Origin of the sequence: Citrobacter europaeus, assembly GCF_037482245.1 — a bacterium.
In the GTDB taxonomy this organism is placed as follows: domain Bacteria; phylum Pseudomonadota; class Gammaproteobacteria; order Enterobacterales; family Enterobacteriaceae; genus Citrobacter; species Citrobacter europaeus.
In genome coordinates this window covers 4,394,654-4,419,808 of record NZ_CP148084.1, presented here as the reverse complement: position 1 = coordinate 4,419,808, position 25,155 = coordinate 4,394,654, and the positions used below count along the sequence as shown (strand labels likewise).

Below are 25,155 nucleotides of genomic sequence, written 5' to 3'. Positions count from 1 at the left end.
GATTGCTCGTTACCACCAGCCCTTCCACATCAATGGATTGATACGTAAAAAGTGCAGAACGTGAGTTACACCGTGCGAGGACGCCCCAGTCCGCTGGGTGGCGGTACCTCGCTGGCTCCGTAATGATAATGACCGTGCTTTTGCTCTTCTTTGGCAAGGTAGCTGATGATGTAGCGCAGGTTATCGATGGCTTCGGTATCATCATAGTTCACTGGCTTATCAATACTGACTTCATAAGTGGGTTTGTATTCGCAGCGGTTGTAATAGCCTTCTCGTTGCGTTACTTCCCGCCATATTGTTCCGACTCTCTCAGCTATTGGGTAGGTAGCCTGGTTAAGGTGCCTGTCGAGATAGAACACGATATGAGCATGGCAGCCGTGGTCTACAGAGCTCTCCAGTACCCAGAAATATCCTGACAGATTTGTGTGCTGCAGGGTGCGTTCAACCAGCATGCGCACCTCTCGCTCGGTTTCATTCCATGAATGACGTTTATAGCGCTCTGTACCTTTCTGATAGAACAGGTCGAGTCTGAGTGCCTGTATTCGGGAGTATCGGTTCAGTAGCTGATTCAGGTGGTCATTGATCAGAGACAGTAGAAACCAGTTCATCGTGTATCTGGAATTAAAAGGGTAAGGAGTGTGCATTGATTTATCCTTTGTCAGGTGGAGTACAAAGGATTGGGATGAGATGTAATTTTTAAGAGAAGCGGGGATACGGCAGATACAGGGAGCTGTGTATCCGGGGCAATACAGGCAGGGTTGCTTGTTGGGGGAAGGAGCTGTGAACAGGGCGGTATAGAAACAGGGAGTGCCCCTTAATTATACTAAAAACCCAAATGTTCATATCAGCTGTTTGAGGATTCTAATGAGGTGAACAGAGGAGATTCGTAGAGTAAAAACTACAGGAATAATGCAGTAAAACGTCAAAGTAATATCACAATAAAATCAGTAGGATATCAGTAATAAATCAGTCATTCCTCAGCCTGTGACCCGTCTCTCTCCACATAAAAGATGCTCATGCTAATCTGTGTTCAGGAGCCAGAATTAGAGGGAAGAGACGATGTTGCATTACGATATGATCCGCTACGAGATAATGTATCTAAAAATGCTTGGTGCGCTTTCCAACACTGATTACTCCTTACAGTGGAGTACTTATGATTCGCCGGATCAGTTTCGACGTTTAATCTCTGAGATCCTTGAACGGCATTTCCTGGGCGATCAGGACAGGATCAAAGTTGGCCGGAAAACTCTTAAAGAATGGGCTGAGTTGCTACTGATTGATAAAGGTTATTTTGATTGTTTCAAAGGTACACCAAGAGCATTGTGGTTTGCTCACCATTATATTTTTGAATACCCAGTATTATCTGCAGGGCTGACGCTTGGTGGGTTGGGGAATGACCTCGGTTGTTCAGGAAGATTTAATTCTCTTTTAATGGATAATAATATCTTCACAAATCTTGATTTCCCTAATTTGAATATCGACCTGGACGATATCGATTGGGACCTGATAACCAATCCAAAGGCCACAGCCTCGAAAAAACCGAAACGTGTTTTCTCCCGATTTTATCTGAACGCGGGAGCAAGTACCGATCTGTACAACCCCACCCCGGTAACTGAGCGTGAACTCATCAATGGTGTGATGAGATACATTGATGAAGCTCCATGCTCACTTGGAGATAAGATCTCTTATTTCAAAAAACTGCACGAGCGCTGGCTTGAGCAATATGATTTTTTTCTGACAGATTTTGACTGGATGTCACGTCATGATGAAATTCAATTAGTCTATCTCTGGGACTATCTCAAAGGAAAAGAACGAATAGCGGGCTATCTTCGCCCTTATAATACGTCCATGCGTTATGACATGATTATTGCGGCTATGGATGTGTGGAACGTCCAACCTGAAGAGAAGCTGGAGTTTATTGAGAAGATGAAACATGCCTGGCAAGCATCAAAATCTTATCGGCGATCTGCTAAATAGCGTTGTGATCTCAGTGGTTTCTTCGTCTGATTTCTCATTGTAGTGATGAATCTGAGTCGACCCTTTGAGTCGATCTAGGGTCCTCTCACTATCTCCTCCTTGTCCCGTTAAGTACAGAGCACATAGTCGAGGTATGAAAATTAGAACGTTTACTTCTGGCTCGAAGCGTGCAAGCTAGCTGATCTGAAGGTCCGCTCTGAGCGAGGAACGGAAGTTAAAAATAAAAACACTGATACAAGATATAGTGCGGTGATTCAATTAGACACGGTGGAAGCGTGCCTCCACCGCGTTAATTATCTTGTGAATTGGTGTCTATTACCGGGTACAGCGTGGGAGAATATTTCACTATAAAGATCAGCCACATCTGGTCAGACAGCGGTTATTGGCGCCATCCTGGCCGGTCATTATCAAGGGTTTCGGAGTCCGTAAAAATAGCAACTCGAGGTGTGATACCAAATTCAGGTGGATAACTCAGAAATTCATCTGATGTTTCATCGACCATCCAGGCTGAATCTTCATCAATTCTGGGAACCATGTAATGCACCATTGTTCGGCATAGTCTGGAATCAGGCTTAAAGCGAGAGATGGCTTCTATATTTTTCTGGCGACGCTTGTCGGCAACGTCACCTTGCACATCCACATCAATGGCAATGTGGGCAATGCCGGGTCCAAAATTCAAAAGCTGATCATCAATTGTTTTCAGAAGTGAAGTTACATGTTTCGAACGTCCCTCAAAAGAGGTTTCATTTACGCACCGCCAAGTCACAAGCGCTGCTTGGTAAACAAACTCAACGAATCGATTGTCGCGGTCATCTGGTTTTACCCGTGCATAGATATTATAATATTCATCGCGCAGCACATCTCCCTTAATCAGACGAGCAAACTTGGTATTAAACATGATGGATCCATTAATCAGAATATCTGTAAGCAGAGGGGTAAGGCTTATGGGTCTCACTACGCCCTGACCATAAATATCATTCCAAGTGTAGATATTTCCTTTATAGTGCTTGAGGTGTTCATATATATAATCATGGGGAATATCTTTCACCTCGGACTTATAAACAATGTCCATCCATAAATTGAATTCTTCAAGGATTCTCATCGTTTTTTCATGGTTTATTATTTCCCGATGATGTTGTTTTTCAATAGTCTCATACTTTCCTTTTTGTAGCCTTTTACACTCAATATAAAAATCCTGGCCGTCTTGATTTTTATATTTTAGATCCGGAGTTTTAGCGATTCCTTTCTGCTCGGGTATAAATTCTACTTGAAATCCCCTGTCAGCATAATTACCAGCTACAACTAGCTCAAACAAGGCCGTGTCGGGGTAGACCGTTTCGTCTTCTAACATTCTCCTAGCTCGCTCCCTGGCACCTGGTATGGCCTCAATAAGGTGGCAGTTTCTTCCAAGTTGCTTGACCCAGGGGATAATATTAGAAGCTATACTAATGTCGTAAACCCTCCGATTGTCGAGTAATGATTTCGCCTGAGCAAAGAAGCTCGCGACAATATCATGCCCATAAAGCTTGATGTCAAAATCCTTGCCAAAATTGGTAGGGTCATTTGTCGAAGAGATATATTTACATTGTGCCTTTTCAAGGCGCGATAGGAATGCATCACTATCGCCTTGCACTTTGCATAGCCATTCAAGGCCCATGGAAACGAACTCATCGTCCATGACACCAGTATGTTCATTGAATTTCATCACATTTCTCCATAATGATAACACTTTGCATTATATACTTTAATAACGAATGCTTAATATTGCCCATCAACATTGTTGATGGATAAGTGGATTCTCAATCGTCAAAAAAGAGTTAGCCGCTAAAATTGAGCCGATAGTTACGTTAGCTAGCAACATTAGCTTCTGGCACAGAGTTACCCTAGTGCAGGGCATAATGGGCAGTTAAGAGCGAGAGGCGGATAAATGCTAAATCACGTCAGCACCACATTGCAGGTAACAAGCAGTAGACTGGAAGTCGTCGTTCTAGGGCGATAACCGTACCGGCACTTGCTATAGTCCTTTACGTCGCTTTCTCATATGTTTGCGAAAAAGAAGAAGTGCTCAAGCGATTATGTTCAGATTATGAGGTGGGGGTTATATGATTGATTTAAAATGCTCTTTACCGCATTATGTATCAGACAGAGCGAAGTAGATGGAAGGAACTGTTAATGTATTAATACAGCCTTCCATCTAATCACTGTTAGCCGTATCAAGGAGCGGCAAGCGAACCTATGAACTTGAAATTGCACATACTTTCTCTCTCTGCACTGTTATTCGCTTTTACTCCTGTGTGGGCTGAAGAGTCTGGAGAAAACACCATATGTGAGCTTCCGCGTCCACCACAGCCTCGCAAGTCTGCGCAGCCTGTTAGGCCCGAAATAAGCCTCGTCTGCGGATCAAACACCGTTACCCAGACAGTCAGCATGCAGCCAACACCAACCACAACTACAGTCCAGACTCCGAGCGGCAATGTGCCCACGGCTTCATCAACCCTTATCGCGCTGATCTCTGCTGCTGCTGGGGTATTCGGCGCACTGGCCGGCGGACTTGTCAGCTACCTAGTTGCCAGGCAGAAGGCGAAGTCTGATTTGGAACTCGAAACCAAACGCCTGCAGGCGAATCTGGTAGCCACAGAACGGCTTCGTTGGTTACAAGATATTCGTGAAAGGTTTTCGAACTTATATAAACAGCTAGATATGCAGTATAGTTTTGCGAAGCGTCCAGTGGCTCCCAACAACATTGCTACCATACAGAAGCAACTTGATGAGATGTCTTCTGAGATTATTGAGCAATGCAACATGATCATGCTAATGCTTAATCCAGCAAAACCTGATCAAGCCAAGCTTTATGACACGCTTCAACTGGTGCTTACATTCATACTGAGAATATTCCAGCAAACGCCAGCTAGAATCACGAACTTAGATGACTCCGAATATGCCACATATAAGCAAGCCGCATTCGACGCAATGACAAGCCTGGGCGTAGAAACTTGGCGACAAGTGAAATCCTTGTCATGAGCGTGCGACGGCTAACATTTAAATAGATGTTAATTGATCTGCACTCCAAATTTTACTTATCGTTGTGCTAGTTACGTCCCTTTATGGCACAGGGCTCCTGTTGCAGCCCTAACAACCTTAGACTTCAATCAATTCAGATATCTCTAACGTATCATCTACCTCAATTCCCAGATAACGGACTGTGCTTTCCTGTTTCTTATGGCCCAACAGACGTTGGATCACCCGAAGATTCTTGGTTTTCTTGTAGATCAGGTATTGTTTTGTTCTTCTAAAGGAATGTGTGCTGTAAACTGAATCTTCGAGACCAAGCTTTTCTACCCCCCATGAAAGATTCGGTTGTATTGTCGGGTTGATATGTGCTGGTTAGTTCCGACTCGAGACCGGAACAAGAAGTCTTTACTGTCCAAGGCCATATTGAACAGATCCAAATCGTGCATTTTACCTTCTAGGTCAAGTCTGATTTGGAACCTACTGATATTAGATATCTGAAATGGTCTTTTATGGCCGATGATATGGTTTTTGCTCCACGGTGACATGTTCACACTCAAATCTCCTGCAATGGTGAGATTTGAGTGGAATTATCGTTCATGAGCGAAAAAAGAACATGTATTTTTTAATGTGCCTCTACCTGAATTAGAGGATAAGTCTCTTTTTATATATTTAGTGCATTTAGTTGGTCACGCAGTCTTTCTATTTCTTGTTCCAAGCGTAGCTTTAAATTTTCTTGTGAATCCGTACGAGTTAGCCCTTGAGTCTCATTAATAGAATCAATTTCAAGCCCTTCTAATTTAAAGTAATTATACGTAAACTTTGACTTCTCACAATCCTCATCATAAATATACTTTATTGCGCAATGATCACCTACTTGTTCTTGCCTTCTGATTATGAAGTTAGAGTATTTCTCATGATTTGGATGAATGAAGAGATATTGAGATTCATCATCAAAATTGGCCTCGATATCCTGTATGGAACGAATAAAGCCAAGCTCGTCTTTTTTTATTTCCATATTGCATCTTTTACAAGCAACGGAAAGATTTGATATATTGTAAGTTAATTTACTATATTTACTTTTCGGTAAGATATGCTCTCTATCAATCATAAAACTACCAGTACCATGTAATATTGTTCGACAATAGCAGCATTGGTTTGACTGACGTTGCATATGGAAATCACGTATTCTATTCTTTATATCTTTAATTGTATCTTTGACGCTGAATAATTGCTTATCATCATGAGCCCAAGGATTTTCTTTACTTAAGGCAAATTCAATGGCCTCTTCTTCTTTTTTTGAAAGCTTAAATGTAGTTAGCTTAGGTTCTAAAGGATCGTTAGGCATTTTTTAATTCCTGTGCAATTGCTTTAGCCAAACCTACAGCGGCTTTAAAAGTGAGTGTTTGAGATTTATCAAAGGTACCTTTTTCCATAAGATTAATTTCAGAAATTGTCTCATCAAATGATCGCTTTCTAGACTGAAATTCATCTAGAATAGTAACTATTTTCTCACTGAGATATGTGCTCTTAGGCCCAATGGTTTCAAATTGCTCCCATAAAGTAGCTTCGATATTTATTGATGATGACTTGCTCCACTCATTACTTTCTGGATGATAAAAGGATGGGGAGATATATTCCTCAAGCTGAGCTCCAGACACAATAAGAGGGGAATGGGTAGCAATAAATATTTTTACCTCTCGATATCCAATTAATCCAACTAGTTTGCTCACGTACTCTTTTTGCCATTGAGGGTGTAAGCTATTCTCAGGTTCGTCAATGAGTAACTGTTCTGCACCATCTAGTTCACACAAGATATAAATGAATGAAGTAATTAAACTTAACTCCCCAGAACTAGCTCCGGCTAATGGTATTTTCCCTCCATTTATCTTGTGAAGTGATATTTCTATAGGTTTAATTATTTTCCTGCCACGCAGTTCTCCTTCAGAACGTAATATTTCGTTTAGAATGGATAGTTCTCTAAAGTTAAAGTCTTTATCAGCGCGACCAAAGTCGAAGTCGAATTCCAGAGACTCACTGCCATGATTCATTATTTCATTTATTATATAACCGCTTGAATTATCATTATTGAATCTTGATTCAAATATTTCGTCTCTGTTTCGTATAGGTTTCACTGTGACTGTAATTACTGGTTGATAGCCACAATAAATGAGTGTTCTGGAAATATCGCTAAGCTTGTGAGGGCCTTCAGATAAAGATAACATTATTGCTTTCTTCATCACATTGTTAGGCAAGGACATTGAATTCTTAGCAGAGAGACGTTTAATTTTAGGGGAAGGGATGAATCTGTCGTGTATAGAATTACATATGACTATTGATTTAAATACGGTATCTTCGTACGCTCGTTTAAGAAGGAACTGACTTTTTCCAACTCCATTTTGACCGACTACGAAATAGACGTTCATTCAGGCATCTCCAGTTTATTGTTGAATAATCATCCTACAAAAAATATAATTATATTTCAAGTTCTGTTCAGCAAATAATTTTTAATGGTTCTAGAATGGCACCAACGAGAATGCATGATTCTAAATAGATATTTCAAGATAAAGGAAGTAAGGTCTTTTATATTTTAATGGATATAACATTCTCCCCGGGAATTTAAATTAAAAAAACATCAGCCAACGTCCCCTCCTGGCACAAAGCGAACATTCCTTGACGTCCTGTCAGGGAAACCCACCTGGACGTTCAGGTGATTCTGTCGATTATAGTCATAAAAAAGCCGCCCCGGAGGGACGGCTATAAACTCGCCAGTAAACAACCTGATTTTACCGCTTACGCGGTTCTGTCGTTGCGGTGTTCGCTGACCCACTGCGCCTTTACAGTTTATCGCTTATGAATCCATGAGCCTTAAATGTCCTGACAAAATCCTCATAGCGCGCAATCATCACCCCCGATGTTTCACGCACATTTTGCTGATGAAAGCGGAAGTTTGCCTCCGATTCAACACTCTTACTCTTCCAGTCATGGGGAAGGCTTAGCATCACTGGCTTTCTGTTCGGGTAATCAACACTCATAAACGGTAGCGTACTATCTACATATGCGGTCATAGCGTCCAAAAAAGCGTCTTTCGCACCATTCACTTCAGTATTGAATAACCGATACTTTTCACCGCTAAATTTTTCAGCTTTTTCAATGTTTAAGCAAACATCTTGCCGTATACCGCTCAGGTAGCTCTGCTCAACCCATTGAGTAGTATCCTCATAAGGCAGTAATTCAAGGATCTGGTCGATGATCTTCAGATCATGTTCATCTTGCTTTTTTTTTACAGGGTCCTCAGCAGATTCATTGGATGTGTGGTAAACGTTGGTGGTCTGATTAATATCCCGCCCGGCCTGGTTCACATCACCCTCGGTTTTCTTTGCCTTCTGTTTAATGTTGTTTTGCTGTCTGATTCTATATGTAACACCGCCCCCAATACCAAACAGTGCCAGTACGCCGACTAATAAGCTAAGATAGGTAGCTGCGTCTGCACCAAAATGTGCATTAAGCCATTCAGTCATTTGAACTATGTCCTTACAGTGTGAGTAAGGATTATAATAACAGAGCTAACTTGTGCAGAAACGAAAAAAGGCAGGGGAGGTAACCCCCTGCCTTTAATCAAGTTCCTCCATCCCTTACGGGCGTCCGGTCAGTTGCTTTATGGCAACCAGACCAGCTAGCATTATCTGCATCACCAGTAAGACTGTTGTTAGCGTTATCACTTCGACGTCTCCTCTTCCAGGAGAGCGCCACACGTAGTAAGTGCTTTTGGTTCTACCCGCCCCCTCACTCCGCATACCATTAGTTAGCAGGTACAAGCAGTACTCTTTTGTGTGGTAAGCAAACAGGTCAGCACTGGACTGACGCCTTGAGCTTTAATATTTCCTTCCGATCCATACAACTAGGTCTGTTAAAAGCCCCTAGGACGAATTCTACAGAGATGGCTATGGTGCAGGTTTCGGCTATAGGGCTCTTTGATGTAATCGAGGGTCATAACGTTGGCAATGTCTGCTCCTGGCACGAAGCGGATCTCGTTTAGTCCTGGGCTACACAAGGTCCTTTGTGTATTAATCTAAAATTCAAAATAATTTCAGATAGATATTATCTCTGTGAATCCCCGCTTTCCTGACTGGAACTCGGGGTTTTTTATTTTTCACGCTGAGACTACTGTATGAATAAACCTGACGGCCTTCAGGCCCTTGAACCACCGCTCGCGTCGCTTCCGCACACGCTTCGCCAGCTTATTCTTGAACGTATCCAGAACCTGACCCATTACGAGCCGGTAATTGGCATCATGGGCAAAAGTGGTACAGGTAAATCCTCTCTTTGCAACGAACTTTTCCGGGGTGAGGTGTCCCCGGTGAGTGATGTGAACGCCTGTACTCGCGACGTACTGCGCTTCCGGTTGCGCAGCGGTCGTCACAGTCTGGTGATTGTCGATTTACCGGGGGTTGGTGAAAACGGGCGGCGGGATCAAGAATACCGTGCCCTGTACCGTCGAATCCTGCCGGAACTGGATCTGGTGTTGTGGGTCATTAAGGCCGATGATCGGGCACTAACCGTGGACGAGCAGTTCTGGCACGGTGTGATGCAACCTTACAGGCAAAAGGTACTGTTTGTGATTAACCAGGCCGACAAAATCGAACCCTGTCATGAATGGGATACCCTCACCAGCAAACCTTCAACACACCAACAGGGAAATCTTAAAGCGAAGCAGGCTGCGATTATGGCGATGTTTAAACCGCATCATCCGGTCTGTGCGGTGTCCGCCAGCACTGGATGGGGCATTGAGGATATGGTGGCAACCATGATGCGCTGTCTGCCTGACCGCGCCACCAGTCCGGTGGTGACACAACTGCACGGGAGACTCTGCACAGAGCCGGTAAAGTCGCAGGGCCGTGACAGTTTCGGTGACGCTGTGGGTTGTGTTTTCGATACGGCTGAGTCATCGTCATTCCTGCCTGCGCCACTGAAAACGGTGATTCGAACCGTGCGGGAAGCCGTGGTAACCGTTGCCCGTGCCGTCTGGGACTGGATTTTCTTCTGAAAAACCGCGTATAGCGGACACTTCCCGTCCTTCCTGTGCTCAATTAATGAGCGATTAATGCACCTTCAACGCGCAAAGGCGCATTACAGCTGTAATCCTCGCACTGAAAAAATACGCCTTCCCATGTCCATACCCTGTCCGACCCCTTCGTTACACTAATCACTTAATTTTCAGCCTGTTAACGGGATGGAGAAAATCTAATGTCCCAGACTGAGCGTCGCCATGAGCGGCTGGCGGTTCGGCTGTCCCTCATTATCAGCCGCCTTATTGCTGGCGAAACACTGGATATGGGCCTTCTTGCCGCAGAGTTTGGTGTATCGCTCCGTACCCTCCGCCGGGATTTTCGTGAGCGACTGATGTACCTGGACCTGGAATATCGCGACGGCACCTGTCGTCTGCTTTCAGGTAGCCATCAGCGCGAACTGGCTGTGCTGGCTTTTGCTCGTCAGTCAGGTGTGGAGGCCTTGTTTCCTGACATGGATAACCACATGGTCAGCTCACTGCTGAGTGGGCCCGGTGAGTCTCCGTGCCTCATATGGGCAGAATCGGAGTCATTGTCGCCGCCCAGGCCAGGCATATTTACACGCCTTGTCAGGGCTATATCAGAGCATCGTCGCGTGACGCTGCTGGCTGAAGATTGTCGTTGCTCAGGGCTTGCACCATACCGCCTCGTACTCTGCGGCGGGCATTGGTATCTGACTGGCGAGCATCATCATCGCGTGGCAGTGTTTCCGCTGAACGATATCCATGCGGTTACCTTGCACCCGGAACTGTTCGTGCCCGACCTTCAGATTCGTAACGTTCTCGCCGAACCGGAATTACTCAGAGCCCTTCCCCATTTTCACGTTTTTCACTCACTGCTCGCCAGAACCGGCGACGGTCTTTTACCTCATAAGGAATCATGATGAAGAAATTACTGATTACAACGGCACTGGCCGTCAGTCTCTGCGCAGGCGCTACCTTTCCGGCGTCTGCTGAAACTGTCGTGGGTACCGTCAAATTCTGGCAGTACATGCAGGCGGATGGCTGGAAATCAGCAGATGGCATGGACAACGACGCGCTGAACAATACGCTCTATCAGGCCAGTGTGATTGGCAATTATCCCTGGACCAGGCAATTCCTGCTGCGTCAGCGTGGTGGTGGTGCTTATTTTCTCGCCGACAATAAAACACATACCGTGCGCAAGCTGAATCTGAAACCTGCCAGCGGTTATTATTCCGACCTGACATCGGTCTATCAGGGTGAAGACCAGGGGAAAGGGTGTTACTTCACTATCATCGACACCCAGTATCAGTTGGAGCTGGTTAATGAACCTCACAGCAAGCAGGTGCTTGCTGCATTTCCGGAAAACTGTGTCAACAAACAGCAGCAGGCTGCCCTGGCGGCGAAGCGTTCTGCCTCAGAGCAGAAACTGCAGCAGTGGGTAGCTCAACAGAGTCTGGCAGAGTTGTGCCGGCGCACCGGCAATTGCTGAAGCCAAGGAACGGACGATTAATAAGGTATCTGCACCATGAAGAAATTGTATCGACCTGTTCTCACTGTTTTGATGGTTATCGGTGCCATGGGGGTTTCTGGCTGCGACCGCAAGGAAGATGCGGGTGTGAAAACGATAGCCAGTTTTAAGGACCTGACTCCGCCACCGTTCAGCAAGGTTGTCTCGCATAAATCCGATATTGCCCAGGAATGGGTAAAGAAGGATGCTTTCGGCACACCGCAATATACGGTGATGAAAACCAACCAGTCGCCGGAAGGCTGTGAGTCAGGCAATTATTACTACATTGCGGATATGCAGCAGAAAACGGTGCAGCCACTGATGGCAGCCCTGTGCCTTGCGGACAATATCACTCTGAGCTTCAGAATTGAAACCGACAGCTATACGGGTGAAAAATCGGTGGTGTATTCGCACGATGGCAAGGAAATGGGGAAACTCTATCTGCCGGAGAATCAGGAGAAAAATCCATGAAGAAGCTGAAAGGCGTTATCTCAGTTTTCGCTCTGAGCCTTTGTCTGCTTTCACCGGCTCAGGCCGAAGAACAGCGTTAAATCAGCATCCGCAACACAGACATGGTCTGGGTGCCGGGCAATGTCTGCGTGTGGCAGTTTCGCCTGGACAACGGCGGCAGTGGTGAGGGGTTTGGGTCTCTGACGCTCTCCCTACGTCTGAAAGACAAAGGGGGAAACACGCTGGTTAAGGGGAATATGGCGGTGGCTGCATTTGGTGAGAGCGATGCGACTCGCTCTCAGGAAGCCTCGCTGGAGAACGAATGCGTGGAAAACGTCAGCTCTGTCGAAATCATGAAGGCAACGGAAGAGCGTAATGGTTACCAGATTGACCTGCCACTGTCTGTTTTCGACCCGCAGTATTACCAACCGCTGCAAGTCACGGTTGTCGGAGGTAAGGCGTCTTAGCCAATTCTTTACCCGTTTGATTCAGCCCCTGTCGCTTATGCCACAGGGGCTTTTTGTTTTAAGGAGCCTGTATGCCTGAACTCACTGAACTACCAGAGGGACCGTTTTCGCGCCAGCAGGCAGAGGCGGTTGCGGCTCAATATTCCAACATTGCTATAGAGGACGACCAGGGTACGCATTTCCGTCTGGTTATCCGTCATGAGCGTTGCATGGTTTGGAGAGCCTGGAACTTTGAGCCGGATGCCGGTTACTGGCTGAACCGGTATATCACTCGTTATGGCATCCGCAAATTTCCTGCATAACCACCACCAGCACATCACCGATACAAACAAAGTCAGGGCACACCTCTTTCGGGAAGTGTGGCCTTTTGTCTTTTTACCCACTGCATAAGGAGTTACCCATGCGATTAGCCAGCCGCTTTGGCCGTATAAACCAGATACGCCGTGACCGGCCTCTGACCCACGAAGAGCTGATGAGTCATGTCCCCAGCGTGTTCGGGAGCGACAAACATGAATCTCGTTCAGACATGTACACCTACATCCCGACCATCACCATCCTTGAAAGCCTGCAGCGTGAAGGCTTTGAGCCGTTCTTTGCCTGCCAGACGAAGGTTCGGGACCAGAGCAAGCGGGAGTACACCAAACACATGCTTCGCCTGCGTCGTGCCGGTCAACTGTCAGGACATCAGGTGCCGGAAATCATTCTACTTAACAGCCATGACGGCTCATCAAGCTACCAGATGTTGCCGGGGCTATTTCGAGGCGTCTGTACCAATGGTCTGGTCTGCGGCCAGTCATTCGGAGAAGTGCGGGTACCGCATAAAGGCAATGTCGTCGAGAAGGTGATTGAAGGGGCTTACGAAGTGCTCGGGGTCTTTGACCGGGTGGAGGAGAAGCGCGATGCGATGCAGTCACTGGCGCTGCCAGCCCCGGCCCGTCACGCGCTGGCGAATGCCGCGCTGAAATATCGCTTTGGCGAAGACCACCAGCCGGTCACGGTATCGCAGCTGCTGACTCCGCGTCGTCGGGAGGACTACGGCGATGACCTGTGGACTGTCTACCAGCGCGTGCAGGAGAACCTGATGAAAGGAGGTCTGTCAGGGCGAACCGCACAGGGGAAAAGCAGCCGCACCCGTGCCGTTACCGGCATTGACGGCGATGTGAAGCTCAATCGCGCCCTGTGGGTTATGGCAGAAAACATGCTCGAATTTTTCGGGCGTTAAACAACAGTTCCGGTATAAGGAGATAGTTTAATGAATACAAAAAATCATCAGTTCGAGGAGCATACCGTAATTACTGCCTCAGCGGTCCCTGACGAGTTACGCATTGGCTTCTGGCCACAGCACTTTGGCACCATCCCGCAATGGATAACGCTTGAGCCCCAAATCTTTGCCTGGATGGATCGGCTGTATTCCGATTACCAAGGTGGTATCTGGCGCTTTTCGACACTCAGCAACCGCGGCGCTTTTATGGCTCCCGAGTCAGATCACGATGAGAAGTGGACATTGTTCAACAGCATGAACGGCAATGGCGCAGAGCTTACCAGTGAAGCTGCAGGGATGGTCGCCTGTCTGATGACTTACAATCACCACGCCTGTCGCACCGAGTGTGACGCGATGACTGAGCACTATTATCGCTTACGCGACTACGTGCTGAACCATCCAGAGTGCAGCGCCATTATGCATCTCATCGACTGAGGGATACCGAACATGAATACCGCATTATCCCCGCTGTCATCTCAGCCTGAACTCTTTCCACTGGCGATTATGACCCAGCATGGTTGTTTGCTCCCCGCGACCTCCGGATTAACCCCCTATGCCCAACGCACCATTCGCCGGGCTATCAATCTGCTGGATAAATATCTGCGCCACCCCGGTATATCCTTTACCTCCAGTACTGCTGCCCGTGACTGGCTTCGGTTACATCTGGCAGGACAAGAACGGGAAGTGTTTATGGTGCTCTATCTCGATAACCAGCATCGTTTACTGGAGAGTGAAACGCTATTTGCCGGTTCGATTAACCATGTGCAAGTCCATCCCCGTGAGGTAGTGAAATCAGCGCTTCGCTTCAATGCTGCAGCTGTCGTACTGGCGCATAACCATCCATCCGGTGACCCGGAGCCCAGCCAATGCGACCGCAACATTACGGGCAGGCTTAAAGAAGCGCTGGCACTGGTTGATGTGAACACGCTCGATCATCTGGTCATCGGTTCAGAGGGCATTGTGTCGTTCGCAGAGCGAGGCTGGATATGAAAATCATCAGCAAACGCCAGGCAATGACCCTGTACCGGCAACATCCTGGATCCCGACTGTTTCGCTTCAGTACGGGCAAATATAAATGGTCAGGTAGTATCTGCCATTATGCTGGCCGCGAGGTGGAGGACATACGCGGCGTTCTGGCCGTGTTTGCTGAACGTTGTCAGGACCGCAATGGCCCCTATGTCATTCTTCGAAGCGTTACTCTCAATTAATCCTTCACTTTAATCAGGAATAATAATGAACATTCACTCAGAATCCGGTGCCATACCGGAGAATTCCCCCTGCCAGCAGTGGGGGCTAAAGAGTACGATCACACCCTGTTTTGGAGCTCGGCTGGTGCAAGAAGGCGACCGCCTGCATTTTCTCGCTGACCGCGCCGGGTTTAACGGTGCTTTCAGTGACGAGCATGCGTTGCGCCTCGACCAGGCCTTTCCGTTAATACTCAAGCAGCTGGAGCTGATGCTCACCAGCGGAGAGCTCAACCCTAGGCACCCGCACAGCGTCACGCTTTATCACAACGGACTCACCTGCGAAGCCGACACACTCGGCTCCTGTGGCTATGTCTTCATTGCTATCTATCCTGAGCATACTGAGCCGCAGTAACTCACCGCTTATCCCCTTAACTTCATAGAGTAAACCTCATGCAAACCATATCATCACACCCGACACGGGCGGCTCAGCCCTGCCTGTCACCCGTTGAAATCTGGCAGTTGCTGCTGACTCATCTGTTATCGCAGCACTATGGCCTGACGCTGAATGACACACCGTTCAGTGATGAAGCCACCATCCAGGAACATATTGATGCAGGAATATCGCTTAGCGATGCGGTAAACTTTCTTGTCGAAAAATATGAACTGGTAAGAATTGACTGCGATGGTTGCTCTGTCATGGAGAAGTCACCGTTTATCACCAGTATCGATATTCTACGTGCCCGGAAAGCCTCCGGTCTGATGAAACGCAACAGTCACAAAACTGTTACCAGGGTAACGGCAGGTCAACATCAGGAGCTATAAGCTATGGGAAGTCAATTAATGTTGATATCGACAACATTGATACAATGCTGTCCAATGTAGGGAAAGCTAACAGTAACCAGATGATGAGGAGTTCGCGAAGGCTAAAGCCAGCTTCTCATCTTTATCTGTATCATCTACTCATAGGGGGATTTTGTTCAGTTGGCTTTGCCCTGATTCGAGTCCCGAATCCAATGAATTAATGTGTTGGTATCTGCGTTGGTACACATAAAATTAGTTTGTTTTTATTGGTTTTAATTCAAGGAGTTAATTTTAATGTGCGAGTCCGGCCTTCGCACTTACCCTCTAAACACCTCCTTTCTGTGCCACTCCACAAACCCTTCTTTTGGATAATTCTCGCGTATCATCGGTAGAGCAATCTCCTTCCCGTCGAAATCCCAGAACAGTCTGCCCACCATGCCGCTGCCATTTACTGCGGGCGACACTTGAACTCGCATACTCTCATCCAGCCCAATCGAACCTTTATCAAAGGCTTTATGGTGGATTGCGCACAGCGCAAGGCCGTTTGAAATCTCGCATGGGCCGCCGTGCTGTTTCCATTTGATATGGGCGGCTTCCAGGGCGACAGAGGTGCTGTCGTGGCGCATATTGAAGCCACAAATGGCGCATTCATAGTTATAGGCACGTAGAACCTGCTGGCGGAACAACGGGTCCCGCTGTTTGCGGATTTGCAGGATATCAAATCCCAGCTCATCCGCGATCTCTTCCTGAATGCTTTCGGTGAAGTGCGCCTCGAGGATCTGCTGGGCCAGGGCGTTAATGAGATTCTTGCTTCTTTTCAGCAGGGCAAAATGTTGTTCATCAAATCCTCCGGCAACGTTATATGTCACCAGTTCTCCGGCTGGGGGCTGTTTGCTGCTGCCGGATGTTGAACAATGCTCGGCGTTTTGTAGCTCCCAGAACCCATCTCCCTGTAAGCGCCAGAAGGGCATATCGGGGCGGTACTGCGCGCGCTGTGGCCCAAATCGCTCCAGCAGGCTATGCAACGGGTCGCGAACTTCCGTACCGTAGTTAAACAGGCGACCGTGACCCTGCTGATAACCCGCCAGCACATGAAGCAGCAGCAGGGGCTTGTGCGGCGCGCGCTGCTCGCCTTTACGCCAGATGGTGATGTCGGCAATTGCCTGTTGCAGGGGGTTACTGGAAGTCATTGATTTCATTATCAGGTAAATAATTGCGATGATGCTCGCAAAATATCACCTGATCAAGAGGAGTGAGGCCGATACACTATCGATGTCACTTTATCGCTTGCCGTTATTTCAGAAAGCCTTTAGTTAAAGGAACCTGCCCCATGAATGAATTACCTGACACGCTGCCGCGCGAGTACATCATCAAGGCCATTCACGCCTATGACTCGGGCTTCTCGCATCGTTTCAAAGAGGCACGACTTTATGAGCTGGAATTTCAGGGGCGACGCTATCCATCAAAAGCTATTGCCGGAATTGCGGCGACGCTTTTGACGGGCAAAGCGTTTACCCCTCAGGATTTCTCCGGCGATATCAGTTCGAAATGCGTTAGATTATTGACTGAGCAAGGTTTTCATATTGTTCAGGATAAAAATCGTGCTGCGGTGGTGAGCGACACGATCTTCCCTGAAGAACTCGAGGCGCAAACTGAATATATCGAGGGGGCAGCGACTCAGGTGACCGTGAATCGCTATGAGCGCGACCGCAACGCCCGACAGGCAGCGCTTCACCACCACGGCTATCAGTGCAAAGTGTGTGGCATGGATATGTCAAAGGTCTACGGTAAGATTGCTGAAGGGTTTATCCATGTACATCACCTGGTACCCTTATCGGTAATAAAAGAAGACTACCGCCTTGATCCCATCAATGACCTGACCCCTGTGTGTCCAAATTGTCATGCTATGCTGCACCGGCGCATGCCGCCGTATACCCCAGAAGAACTGAAAAATATGCTGTGCTAAACGCTCAAAAAGGCGCCCACAGGCGCCTCAATGACAATTCACACTCTCACCCCTTCAACCCTTTCCCCGCAATCACCCCGATAAACTCCAGCACCTGCTTTTGCTTGCGCGCGGAGAGCTTTTCCACGGCGCGCAGGGATTGCATCAGTTCTGACTCTTCGGGTTCAGCGGCGCGGGCGGTGAGTACGATGCAGCCATGCATTACGCGTACATCAACGCGGGTGCCGGTGTCGAATCCGGCGGCTTTCAGCCACTGGCCCTTCATCAAGATGGATGGAAACTGGACGTACTTCACCGGCAGACGGCTGTAATCAGGATAGCGGCTCGCATAACCCACCTTCAGGCGACGGTTATCTACGGTGTGCACTTCTGGATCAAATGAAACTGCAATACAATGCGTATCAGTCATGGCGACTATTCTCACTTAATAGTTACTGTGATTAGCGATGCGCAGGTGTTGGCGCACCTTCTCATCGCGCTAATAAAACCCCTGTAAATTCCCCCAGTAATCTTGCGAAAGTCCAGATGTAAATAAGATGAAATAAGCGCGAATAGCACGCTTTCGGAATAAATAGAAAACCCCCTCATCCCAATAAATCCGGTATTATTCACCGGATAAATTCATTGCCTTTTGCACGCCTGAATATCCCCTCGTTCCAGAAAACAGTGCCTGTCGGCATCTGGATAAAAATGTGATCTAACTCACTGAAGCAAATAGTAAACTCTGAAACAAGACTGTTTTGTACACTTTGCTTTACACTTTTAGTGATGTGAATCACAAATATAAACCCGCGAAGTGATCTGACTCTCACAAAATGGGGTGTACTCATTGAGCAATACATTATGAGCACAGCCTGGAAAGTTAAGTTTTCAGTATTTCCCCCCTCTGTGGGCGCACTACCGCAAACGGCAAATCAACCCGCAAAAAAAACTCGTTGAATATGAACGGGTAAAAAAATGACGTGTGATTTGCATCACTCACATTTACAGCTTTTTAAATTATTGCCAGTGATTAATGTTGACCGGGCTATTTCCATAATCAATTAAATCTTGCATAGTGCCTCCACATTATTTCTCCCCCTGGATCAGGAGGCGAATAGTTATATTTCATCAGACTTTATTGATGAACTCGATATGCTTTACTTCACATTAATACGTACATGACCACTGTTACTGGAGAAACAAAATGAATTATCCGGCAGAACCCTTCCGTATTAAAAGCGTTGAAACTGTATCTATGATCCCGCGTGACGAACGCCTTAAGAAAATGCAGGAAGCGGGTTACAATACTTTCCTGTTAAATTCAAAAGATATTTATATTGACCTGCTGACCGACAGTGGCACTAACGCAATGAGCGATAAGCAGTGGGCCGGAATGATGATGGGTGATGAAGCGTACGCGGGCAGCGAAAACTTCTATCATCTGGAAAGAACCGTGCAGGAACTGTTCGGTTTTAAACATATTGTTCCGACTCACCAGGGACGCGGCGCAGAAAACCTGTTATCGCAGCTGGCAATTAAACCGGGGCAATATGTTGCCGGGAATATGTATTTCACCACTACCCGTTATCACCAGGAAAAAAATGGTGCGGTATTTGTCGATATCGTTCGTGACGAAGCGCACGATGCCGGTCTGAATATTGCGTTTAAAGGTGATATTGATCTTAAAAAATTACAAAAGCTGATTGACGAAAAAGGTGCCGAGAATATTGCCTATATCTGCCTGGCGGTGACGGTTAACCTCGCGGGCGGACAGCCGGTCTCGATGGCAAACATGCGTGCGGTACGTGAACTGACAGAAGCACACGGCATTAAAGTGTTCTACGACGCCACCCGCTGCGTAGAAAACGCCTACTTTATCAAAGAGCAAGAGCAGGGCTTTGAGAACAAGAGCATCGCCGAGATCGTGCATGAGATGTTCAGCTACGCCGACGGTTGTACCATGAGTGGTAAAAAAGACTGTCTGGTGAACATCGGCGGCTTCCTGTGCATGAATGATGACGAAATGTTCTCTTCTGCCAAAGAGTTAGTCGTGGTCTACGAAGGGATGCCATCCTACGGCGGCCTGGCCGGACGCGACATGGAAGCTATGGCGATTGGCCTGCGCGAAGCCATGCAGTATGAGTACATTGAGCACCGCGTGAAGCAGGTTCGCTACCTGGGTGACAAGCTGAAAGCCGCTGGCGTACCGATTGTTGAACCGGTGGGTGGTCACGCGGTATTCCTCGATGCGCGTCGCTTCTGCGAGCATCTGACGCAGGACGAGTTCCCGGCGCAAAGCCTGGCCGCCAGCATCTATGTGGAAACGGGCGTACGTAGTATGGAACGCGGAATTATCTCTGCGGGCCGTAATAACGTGACCGGTGAACACCACAGACCGAAACTGGAAACCGTGCGTCTGACTATTCCGCGCCGCGTTTATACCTACGCGCATATGGATGTCGTGGCTGACGGTATTATTAAACTTTACCAGCACAAAGAAGATATTCGCGGGCTGAAGTTTATTTATGAGCCGAAGCAGTTGCGTTTCTTTACTGCACGCTTTGACTATATCTAAATAATAATTATGGCCCCATCTCATGATGGGGCTTTTTTGTCTTTCTTTTCCATGAACAGGAAGCCTTTGCGGTGCCCGTTACCGTGACATAACTAAAAAAAGTAAACCCTGACTCCGACATTTTTATTATCCGCATGATGTACAAATGACAGCTGTAATTATAACGAATAGTCTACAGGAACATTTATCATGGATATTAATGCCATTGAGCGACAGAGTAGTACCCCCGGACTGATTAGCGGAACCATGTTGGTTATCGCGACCGTAGTGGGTGGCGGGATGTTTTCCCTGCCGATAGCGATGGCCGGCGTATGGTTTCCCGGTGCGTCAGTTATTCTTCTCTTTATCGCCATCATGATGTTATTAACCGGTCTGATGCTGGTCGAAGTAAACCTGCATTATGGCGCTGGTGCCAGTTTTAATACCTTTACCCAGGATTTATTAGGCCGTAAGTGGAATATCGTGGTCGGTATCGCTTTCGGCTTTGTGCTGTATATTCTGACCTATGCCTATATCTCCGGTTCGTCGGCGGTGATGGCGCAAACCGTGTTCAAATACAGCGGCGTGCGCTTTCCGGCGAATATCTCGGTGGTGATTGTCAGTATGCTGGTCGGGGCGATTGCCTGGTACAGCTCCCTGCTGGTTGGACGTATTACTACCGTGTTGATTATCGGTAAGTTTATCGCGTTCTTTGCCACCTTCTCCGGGCTGGTTGGCCATATTGAAGTGGCAAAGTTGGTCGATAGCGTGGCGGTGGCGCTGCCCGATTCGCAGTACCTGCCGTATATCCTGATGACGTTGCCGTTCTGCATTATTTCGTTTGGTTTTCACGGTAACGTGCCGAGCCTGGTTAAGCTGTATGGCACGAGCGGGGTCCCGAATATTACGCGTTCGATTATCATCGGCACACTGTTTGCCCTGCTGCTGTATATCTTCTGGCTGGGCGTGACGATGGGCAACATTAGTCGTTCCTCGTTCCCGCCAATTATTGCCAAAGGCGGCAATATCGACGTGTTTGTCGAGGCTATTAGCGGGCTGTTCACCAGCCGTTATATGGATCTGATCCTCACCTTCTTCGGCAACTTCGCGGTAGCCAGTTCACTGCTGGCGGCGACGCTTGGCCTGTTCGATTATATCGCCGATCTGTTTCACTTCCCGGATGACGGCATGGGCCGCCTGAAAACCGCGCTGGTGACCTACTTCCCGCCAGCCGCCGTGTGCTTCTTCTTCCCGAACGGTTTTGTTCACGCGATTGGTTACGCCGGTCTGGCCTTTACCATCTGGAGCGTGATCCTGCCGCCGTTCCTGGTGAAAGCGGCACGGAAACGTTTTCCGACCGCCAGCTATACCGCGCCGTGTAATAACACCGTGCTCAACCTGGTGATTGTCTGTGGGGCGGTTGTTTATCTGACGGTTGTTCTGGACGTATTTGGTCTGCTGCCAACGTTTCGTTAGACGGAGTTAAAATGAAAAACGTGTTGTCTGTTCAGTCGTCAGTCGTTTATGGCTATGCCGGAAATAAAGCCGCCGTGTTGCCGATGCAGCTTTCGGGGATCGATGTCTGGCCGTTTTACACCGTACAGTTTTCCAACCACACCCAGTACGGGATGTGGCAGGGCATGGCGATGCCGCACGGTGAGTTGAGCGCCATCATCAGCGGGCTGGATGACCTGCAAAAGCTGACGCAATGCGATGCCGTATTGTCCGGGTATCTTGGAGATAAACGCCATTGTGAAGAGGTGAAACACGCGGTCACCACCATTCGTCAGCGTAATCCGCAGGCGCTCTATTTTTGCGATCCGGTAATGGGCGACCCGCAAAAAGGCTGTATTGTCGCGCAGGGCGTGGAGTCCTTTTTTGTCGATGACGCCATTCAACTGGCCGACATAATGGGACCGAATCTCTATGAGCTGGGCGTGCTGACGGGCAGACAACTGCGTAGTTTTGACGAGGTAGTGGAAGCGGCGCGGCAACTGGTGTCGTGGGGCGTAAAGAAGGTGCTGGTCAAGCATCTCGGCGACTGCTCGCGTGACAAACAGGCGTTTGAAATGCTGCTGGTGACGGCGGAACAGACGTTACACATCGCCAGGCCGCTGTATAGCTTTGCCAAAATGCCGGTGGGCGTAGGGGATTTGATTTGCAGCGTGATGCTGGCCTCACTGCTCAATGGTTATGAGGACAAGCTGGCGCTGGAGCGGACCACCAGTGTTGTTGACGCGGTGATGCGACTAACGAAAGAGCGCGACTCGTATGAACTGCGGCTGATAGACGCGCGTCACCAGATAATGGAGCCGCAGATTCGCTATCAGGCAACGGTACTGTAGCGCCGCAAGGAGGCTGTATGTTTCTGACATTGCTGCGGCTTCAACATCCGCTGGTCTACCGTTTTGCGTGGCTGCGTATTTGGGTGGTGATGTTAAGAGCGTGCGGACTGCGTAAGAGAAAGGGGTGAGCATTTGCTGCTGTCGCTGCCGGATGCGGCTCGCGCCTTATCCGGCCTACAAATGAGCGTGAAACGCAGGCCTACAAATGAGTGTGAAACGTAGGCCTGATAAGCGAAGCGCCATCAGGCATAAGTGCCTGGTATTACACGCGGAAGTAGCGTGGTGGGATCAACGCGGAAAAGGCGTCGAACTTCTTCACCATCTTTTTCCAGAACAACATAACAACAATCCTCGATTTGAAACATCGGCGCTATTTTAGTCAGCGCCGACAAATCGTAAAGTCTGTCACCCCGTTCCGTTCCCGGGGCGGTGTAAACCTTTTTGGTCACCGCGTCGTCAAATACGGTTGCCGCGAATTTGACGGGGTTGACAAGGGTTTACGCCATAAACCAGTAATAAAACAGACCGACTTTCAGGCCGAGGATCACAATGTAGGCGCAGCAGTATTTCATGGTGCCAGACATTATCTGGTTGGCCTGGCCGTCCATTTTTGTGGCCGAAACCGCAATAGCGATGCTCTGCGGCGAAATCATTTTTCCGCCCGTTGCGCCAGAGGTGTTGGCCGCCGCCAGCCAGTTGGGATCGATATGCAGTTTACTGGCGGCAATGGTTTGCAGCTTGCCGAACAGAATGTTCGAGTTGGTATCGCTGCCGGTAACGAACGTGCCCAGCGCGCCAATCACCGGGGCGAGGAAGACGTATGAGCTGCCGGTCAAATCAACAATCGACTGGGCCAGCGTGGAGATAATCCCGCTGAGATCCATCACCGTGGCCAGCGCGACGATCGCCATAATCGCAACAATGGAATTTTTAAGCTGGAAAATGGTTTTGATAAACACTTCCAGCATTCCGCGCGCGGACGCTCCCTGAATGAAACCGCCGATAATGGTCGCAAAGATTATCAGCATCCCCGGCGTGGTCACCCATTCAACTTTCAGCGCCATCGTTTTGCCGTCAGCCAACGTGAAATGCAGCACCGAGGCCAGTTGAGACGCTGCGCCTTTTATTGTCGGGAACAGTGGCGAACACAGCAGGATAAACACAAAAATAAACAGATAGATAGAGCCAACGCGGAACAACACTTTTGCCGAACGCGGCGTGGTTTCGCGGGTATGGCTGACCTCAATGCGCCACTCGGGATCGGTTTTCCCTTTGCGCAGGCGGCTGACCATCGCCACGGCAAGCAGGCTGACCAGGCTCCCGGCAAAGGCAGGTAATTCCGCGCCAAGATGGATAGCGACAAAATACTGTGGAACCAGCGTGGTGATACCGCAAATCAGCGTGATCAGAAATACGCCGCGAATGGCTTTCAGGCCGCCGCCAATAATGCAGACAATCACAAACGGCAGCAGAATATTAAACAGCGCGAGCTGCAGAATAATAGTTCCGCCTAAGGTATAAACCGGCAGGTTAACCTGTTCCGCCAGAATAGAAACCGGGATCCCGACCGCGCCGAATGCAGTGGGAACGGTATTTGCCACCAGAGAGGCAATCGCCGCCTTCAGCGGGTTGAATCCCAGCGCAATAAGAATGCCGATCGGAATGGCGACCGCCGTACCATAACCCGCCGCGGCTTCAAGAAATCCACCAAAGCACCATGAAATCAGCAGCACCTGAATACGCTTATCTTCGCTAATGCTGGCGAGAATATCGCGCAGAATATCCAGCGCTTTGGTCGCCTGCATGACGTTATAACTGAAGATAGCGCCGAGGATCACAATCACAATCGGCCATAACCCCTTCAGTGCGCCATAGCCTATCGCGACTTTCAGATTCTGTACGGGCATCTCCCAGAATATGGCCGACAGCGCGGCGGTGAATACTAAAGAGATCAGCACGGAATAATGGATGGGCATTTTCAATTTCAATATTAAAAATACCATCAGTAGTAACGGAGAGAGTGCCAGGGCAAACATAAAATATTCGTTCATTGCTATTCCCGATTGGTTCATTAAACCTGATTTATATTTATGGCGGGGAGGCTACATTGCTGTTGTAATAAAGTATGTAAACTGAATCGCTTCAGTGAATAAAGTAATTATGATTTGTAGTTTTGTAACTATTGTAATCTTTTAATTAAAATTTAATGCCGGGTAAATATACTTAAATGCCGGTTAAATACCTATAAGTAGTTATTTCATAACCTTTTTAATAATGGTAGTGACAACAGTGGTAATCACCTGAAACTGTTTTCTAAGGTGTTAATAACGCTGTGGTTTGCAATATAAAAATGTGAGCGAGGCCGAAATAAATAAACCAGGGTATTGCATGTGTGAGTCGATTAGGGGATTATTTGGTTTTGTCATACAAATGAAAATACAGACATTTGCGACTGTCCTGATATAAGAAGAGGAGAGTCGTCATCAAAGGAAAACGATCAGAGCATCACCATGAACCCAGGCGTTGGTAGAACCAAAAAACAGAAAACTGGGCGTGAATTACGGCTGAACCTTTGCTTGATATAGCGATATCAAGCGCAACAAACAGAAATGAAGCA

General features: G+C 47.9%; 25 protein-coding genes and 2 pseudogenes. 18 read left to right on the top strand and 9 right to left on the bottom strand.

Going from position 1 to position 25,155, the window contains the following annotated elements:
* Positions 1-65 precede the first annotated feature (65 nt).
* Entirely contained in the window at positions 66-644 is a 579-nt protein-coding gene (locus WHR59_RS20735) for a YagK/YfjJ domain-containing protein (RefSeq protein ID WP_241515494.1), read from the bottom strand.
* 415 nt (positions 645-1,059) lie between these two features.
* On the opposite strand from WHR59_RS20735, the gene WHR59_RS20730 reads away from it, so the two are divergent.
* Complete coding sequence (locus WHR59_RS20730) at positions 1,060-1,977, top strand: hypothetical protein (RefSeq protein WP_338843424.1); 918 nt, start codon at positions 1,060-1,062, stop codon at positions 1,975-1,977.
* Positions 1,978-2,356: 379 nt separating this feature from the next.
* On the opposite strand, the gene WHR59_RS20725 is transcribed toward WHR59_RS20730, so the two are convergent.
* On the bottom strand, positions 2,357-3,682 hold the full coding sequence (locus WHR59_RS20725; RefSeq protein WP_338843423.1) for a hypothetical protein: 1,326 nt from the start codon (positions 3,680-3,682) through the stop codon (positions 2,357-2,359).
* A 530-nt stretch (positions 3,683-4,212) separates the two neighbouring features.
* On the opposite strand from WHR59_RS20725, the gene WHR59_RS20720 reads away from it, so the two are divergent.
* The gene (locus tag WHR59_RS20720; protein WP_338843422.1) at positions 4,213-4,998 is read left to right on the top strand and encodes a hypothetical protein; all 786 of its coding nucleotides are present in this window, start codon (positions 4,213-4,215) and stop codon (positions 4,996-4,998) included.
* A 117-nt stretch (positions 4,999-5,115) separates the two neighbouring features.
* Here WHR59_RS20720 and WHR59_RS20715 read toward each other — a convergent pair.
* The 4 genes and pseudogenes from WHR59_RS20715 to WHR59_RS20700 all read right to left on the bottom strand — a co-directional run bounded on the left by WHR59_RS20715 (position 5,116) and on the right by WHR59_RS20700 (position 8,507).
* Positions 5,116-5,540: pseudogene (locus WHR59_RS20715) on the bottom strand (tyrosine-type recombinase/integrase).
* A 110-nt stretch (positions 5,541-5,650) separates the two neighbouring features.
* The gene (locus WHR59_RS20710; RefSeq protein ID WP_338843421.1) at positions 5,651-6,334 is read right to left on the bottom strand and encodes an HNH endonuclease; all 684 of its coding nucleotides are present in this window, start codon (positions 6,332-6,334) and stop codon (positions 5,651-5,653) included.
* Positions 6,327-7,412, bottom strand: a complete 1,086-nt coding sequence (locus tag WHR59_RS20705; RefSeq protein ID WP_052443901.1) for an AAA family ATPase — start codon at positions 7,410-7,412, stop codon at positions 6,327-6,329. The genes WHR59_RS20710 and WHR59_RS20705 overlap by 8 nt, the downstream gene beginning before the upstream one ends.
* 411 nt (positions 7,413-7,823) lie before the next feature.
* Complete coding sequence (locus tag WHR59_RS20700; RefSeq protein WP_000141342.1) at positions 7,824-8,507, bottom strand: hypothetical protein; 684 nt, start codon at positions 8,505-8,507, stop codon at positions 7,824-7,826.
* Between the two features lie 650 nt (positions 8,508-9,157).
* On the opposite strand from WHR59_RS20700, the gene WHR59_RS20695 reads away from it, so the two are divergent.
* The 12 genes and pseudogenes from WHR59_RS20695 to WHR59_RS20640 all read left to right on the top strand — a co-directional run bounded on the left by WHR59_RS20695 (position 9,158) and on the right by WHR59_RS20640 (position 15,712).
* Positions 9,158-10,033, top strand: coding sequence for a GTPase family protein (locus WHR59_RS20695; RefSeq protein WP_338843420.1), 876 nt, complete (start codon positions 9,158-9,160; stop codon positions 10,031-10,033).
* A gap of 200 nt (positions 10,034-10,233) precedes the next feature.
* A complete protein-coding gene (locus tag WHR59_RS20690) occupies positions 10,234-10,938 on the top strand; it encodes a helix-turn-helix transcriptional regulator (protein ID WP_338843419.1) in 705 nt (234 codons plus the stop codon).
* Entirely contained in the window at positions 10,938-11,507 is a 570-nt protein-coding gene (locus WHR59_RS20685) for a hypothetical protein (protein ID WP_338844086.1), read from the top strand. Before WHR59_RS20690 ends, WHR59_RS20685 begins: the two co-directional genes overlap by 1 nt.
* Before the next feature lie 36 nt (positions 11,508-11,543).
* Positions 11,544-11,996 (top strand): YfjS/YafY family lipoprotein, encoded by a 453-nt coding sequence (locus WHR59_RS20680; protein WP_338843418.1) that lies wholly within the window; start codon positions 11,544-11,546, stop codon positions 11,994-11,996.
* Positions 11,993-12,442 (top strand): annotated as a pseudogene (locus WHR59_RS20675) (IrmA family protein). The gene WHR59_RS20680 and the pseudogene WHR59_RS20675 overlap by 4 nt, the downstream one beginning before the upstream one ends.
* 71 nt (positions 12,443-12,513) lie before the next feature.
* Positions 12,514-12,744: a DUF905 domain-containing protein gene (locus WHR59_RS20670; protein ID WP_063925496.1), complete on the top strand. Its 231-nt coding sequence runs from the start codon at positions 12,514-12,516 to the stop codon at positions 12,742-12,744.
* 98 nt (positions 12,745-12,842) lie between these two features.
* Positions 12,843-13,664 carry a DUF932 domain-containing protein gene (locus WHR59_RS20665; protein WP_338843417.1) on the top strand — a complete coding sequence of 274 codons (822 nt, stop codon included), beginning with the start codon at positions 12,843-12,845 and terminating at the stop codon, positions 13,662-13,664.
* A 30-nt stretch (positions 13,665-13,694) separates the two neighbouring features.
* Positions 13,695-14,138 carry an antirestriction protein gene (locus WHR59_RS20660; RefSeq protein ID WP_338843416.1) on the top strand — a complete coding sequence of 148 codons (444 nt, stop codon included), beginning with the start codon at positions 13,695-13,697 and terminating at the stop codon, positions 14,136-14,138.
* Between the two features lie 12 nt (positions 14,139-14,150).
* Positions 14,151-14,693, top strand: coding sequence for a RadC family protein (gene radC / locus WHR59_RS20655; protein WP_169330390.1), 543 nt, complete (start codon positions 14,151-14,153; stop codon positions 14,691-14,693).
* Positions 14,690-14,911, top strand: a complete 222-nt coding sequence (locus WHR59_RS20650) for a DUF987 family protein (protein WP_063963757.1) — start codon at positions 14,690-14,692, stop codon at positions 14,909-14,911. The genes radC and WHR59_RS20650 overlap by 4 nt, the downstream gene beginning before the upstream one ends.
* 25 nt (positions 14,912-14,936) lie before the next feature.
* Positions 14,937-15,302: a type IV toxin-antitoxin system YeeU family antitoxin gene (locus WHR59_RS20645; RefSeq protein WP_338843415.1), complete on the top strand. Its 366-nt coding sequence runs from the start codon at positions 14,937-14,939 to the stop codon at positions 15,300-15,302.
* Positions 15,303-15,340: 38 nt separating this feature from the next.
* Positions 15,341-15,712 carry a TA system toxin CbtA family protein gene (locus WHR59_RS20640; protein WP_064324662.1) on the top strand — a complete coding sequence of 124 codons (372 nt, stop codon included), beginning with the start codon at positions 15,341-15,343 and terminating at the stop codon, positions 15,710-15,712.
* A 296-nt stretch (positions 15,713-16,008) separates the two neighbouring features.
* Here WHR59_RS20640 and WHR59_RS20635 read toward each other — a convergent pair whose 3' ends face one another.
* The gene (locus WHR59_RS20635; protein WP_087052232.1) at positions 16,009-16,881 is read right to left on the bottom strand and encodes a phosphorothioated DNA-binding restriction endonuclease; all 873 of its coding nucleotides are present in this window, start codon (positions 16,879-16,881) and stop codon (positions 16,009-16,011) included.
* 140 nt (positions 16,882-17,021) lie between these two features.
* On the opposite strand from WHR59_RS20635, the gene WHR59_RS20630 reads away from it, so the two are divergent.
* A complete protein-coding gene (locus WHR59_RS20630) occupies positions 17,022-17,657 on the top strand; it encodes an HNH endonuclease (protein WP_338843414.1) in 636 nt (211 codons plus the stop codon).
* Between the two features lie 46 nt (positions 17,658-17,703).
* Here the strand turns inward: WHR59_RS20630 and symE are convergent, their stop codons facing one another.
* Entirely contained in the window at positions 17,704-18,066 is a 363-nt protein-coding gene (gene symE / locus WHR59_RS20625; RefSeq protein WP_338843413.1) for an endoribonuclease SymE, read from the bottom strand.
* Between the two features lie 777 nt (positions 18,067-18,843).
* Here symE and WHR59_RS20620 point away from each other — a divergent pair.
* From WHR59_RS20620 to pdxY, 3 genes are all read left to right on the top strand, one after another.
* Entirely contained in the window at positions 18,844-20,214 is a 1,371-nt protein-coding gene (locus WHR59_RS20620; protein WP_003837154.1) for a tyrosine phenol-lyase, read from the top strand.
* Positions 20,215-20,403: 189 nt separating this feature from the next.
* Complete coding sequence (locus WHR59_RS20615; protein ID WP_043018282.1) at positions 20,404-21,669, top strand: aromatic amino acid transporter; 1,266 nt, start codon at positions 20,404-20,406, stop codon at positions 21,667-21,669.
* 11 nt (positions 21,670-21,680) lie between these two features.
* Entirely contained in the window at positions 21,681-22,538 is an 858-nt protein-coding gene (pdxY, locus tag WHR59_RS20610) for a pyridoxal kinase PdxY (RefSeq protein ID WP_043018283.1), read from the top strand.
* 497 nt (positions 22,539-23,035) lie between these two features.
* On the opposite strand, the gene WHR59_RS20605 is transcribed toward pdxY, so the two are convergent.
* Entirely contained in the window at positions 23,036-24,589 is a 1,554-nt protein-coding gene (locus tag WHR59_RS20605; protein WP_043018284.1) for an L-lactate permease, read from the bottom strand.
* Positions 24,590-25,155 lie beyond the last annotated feature (566 nt).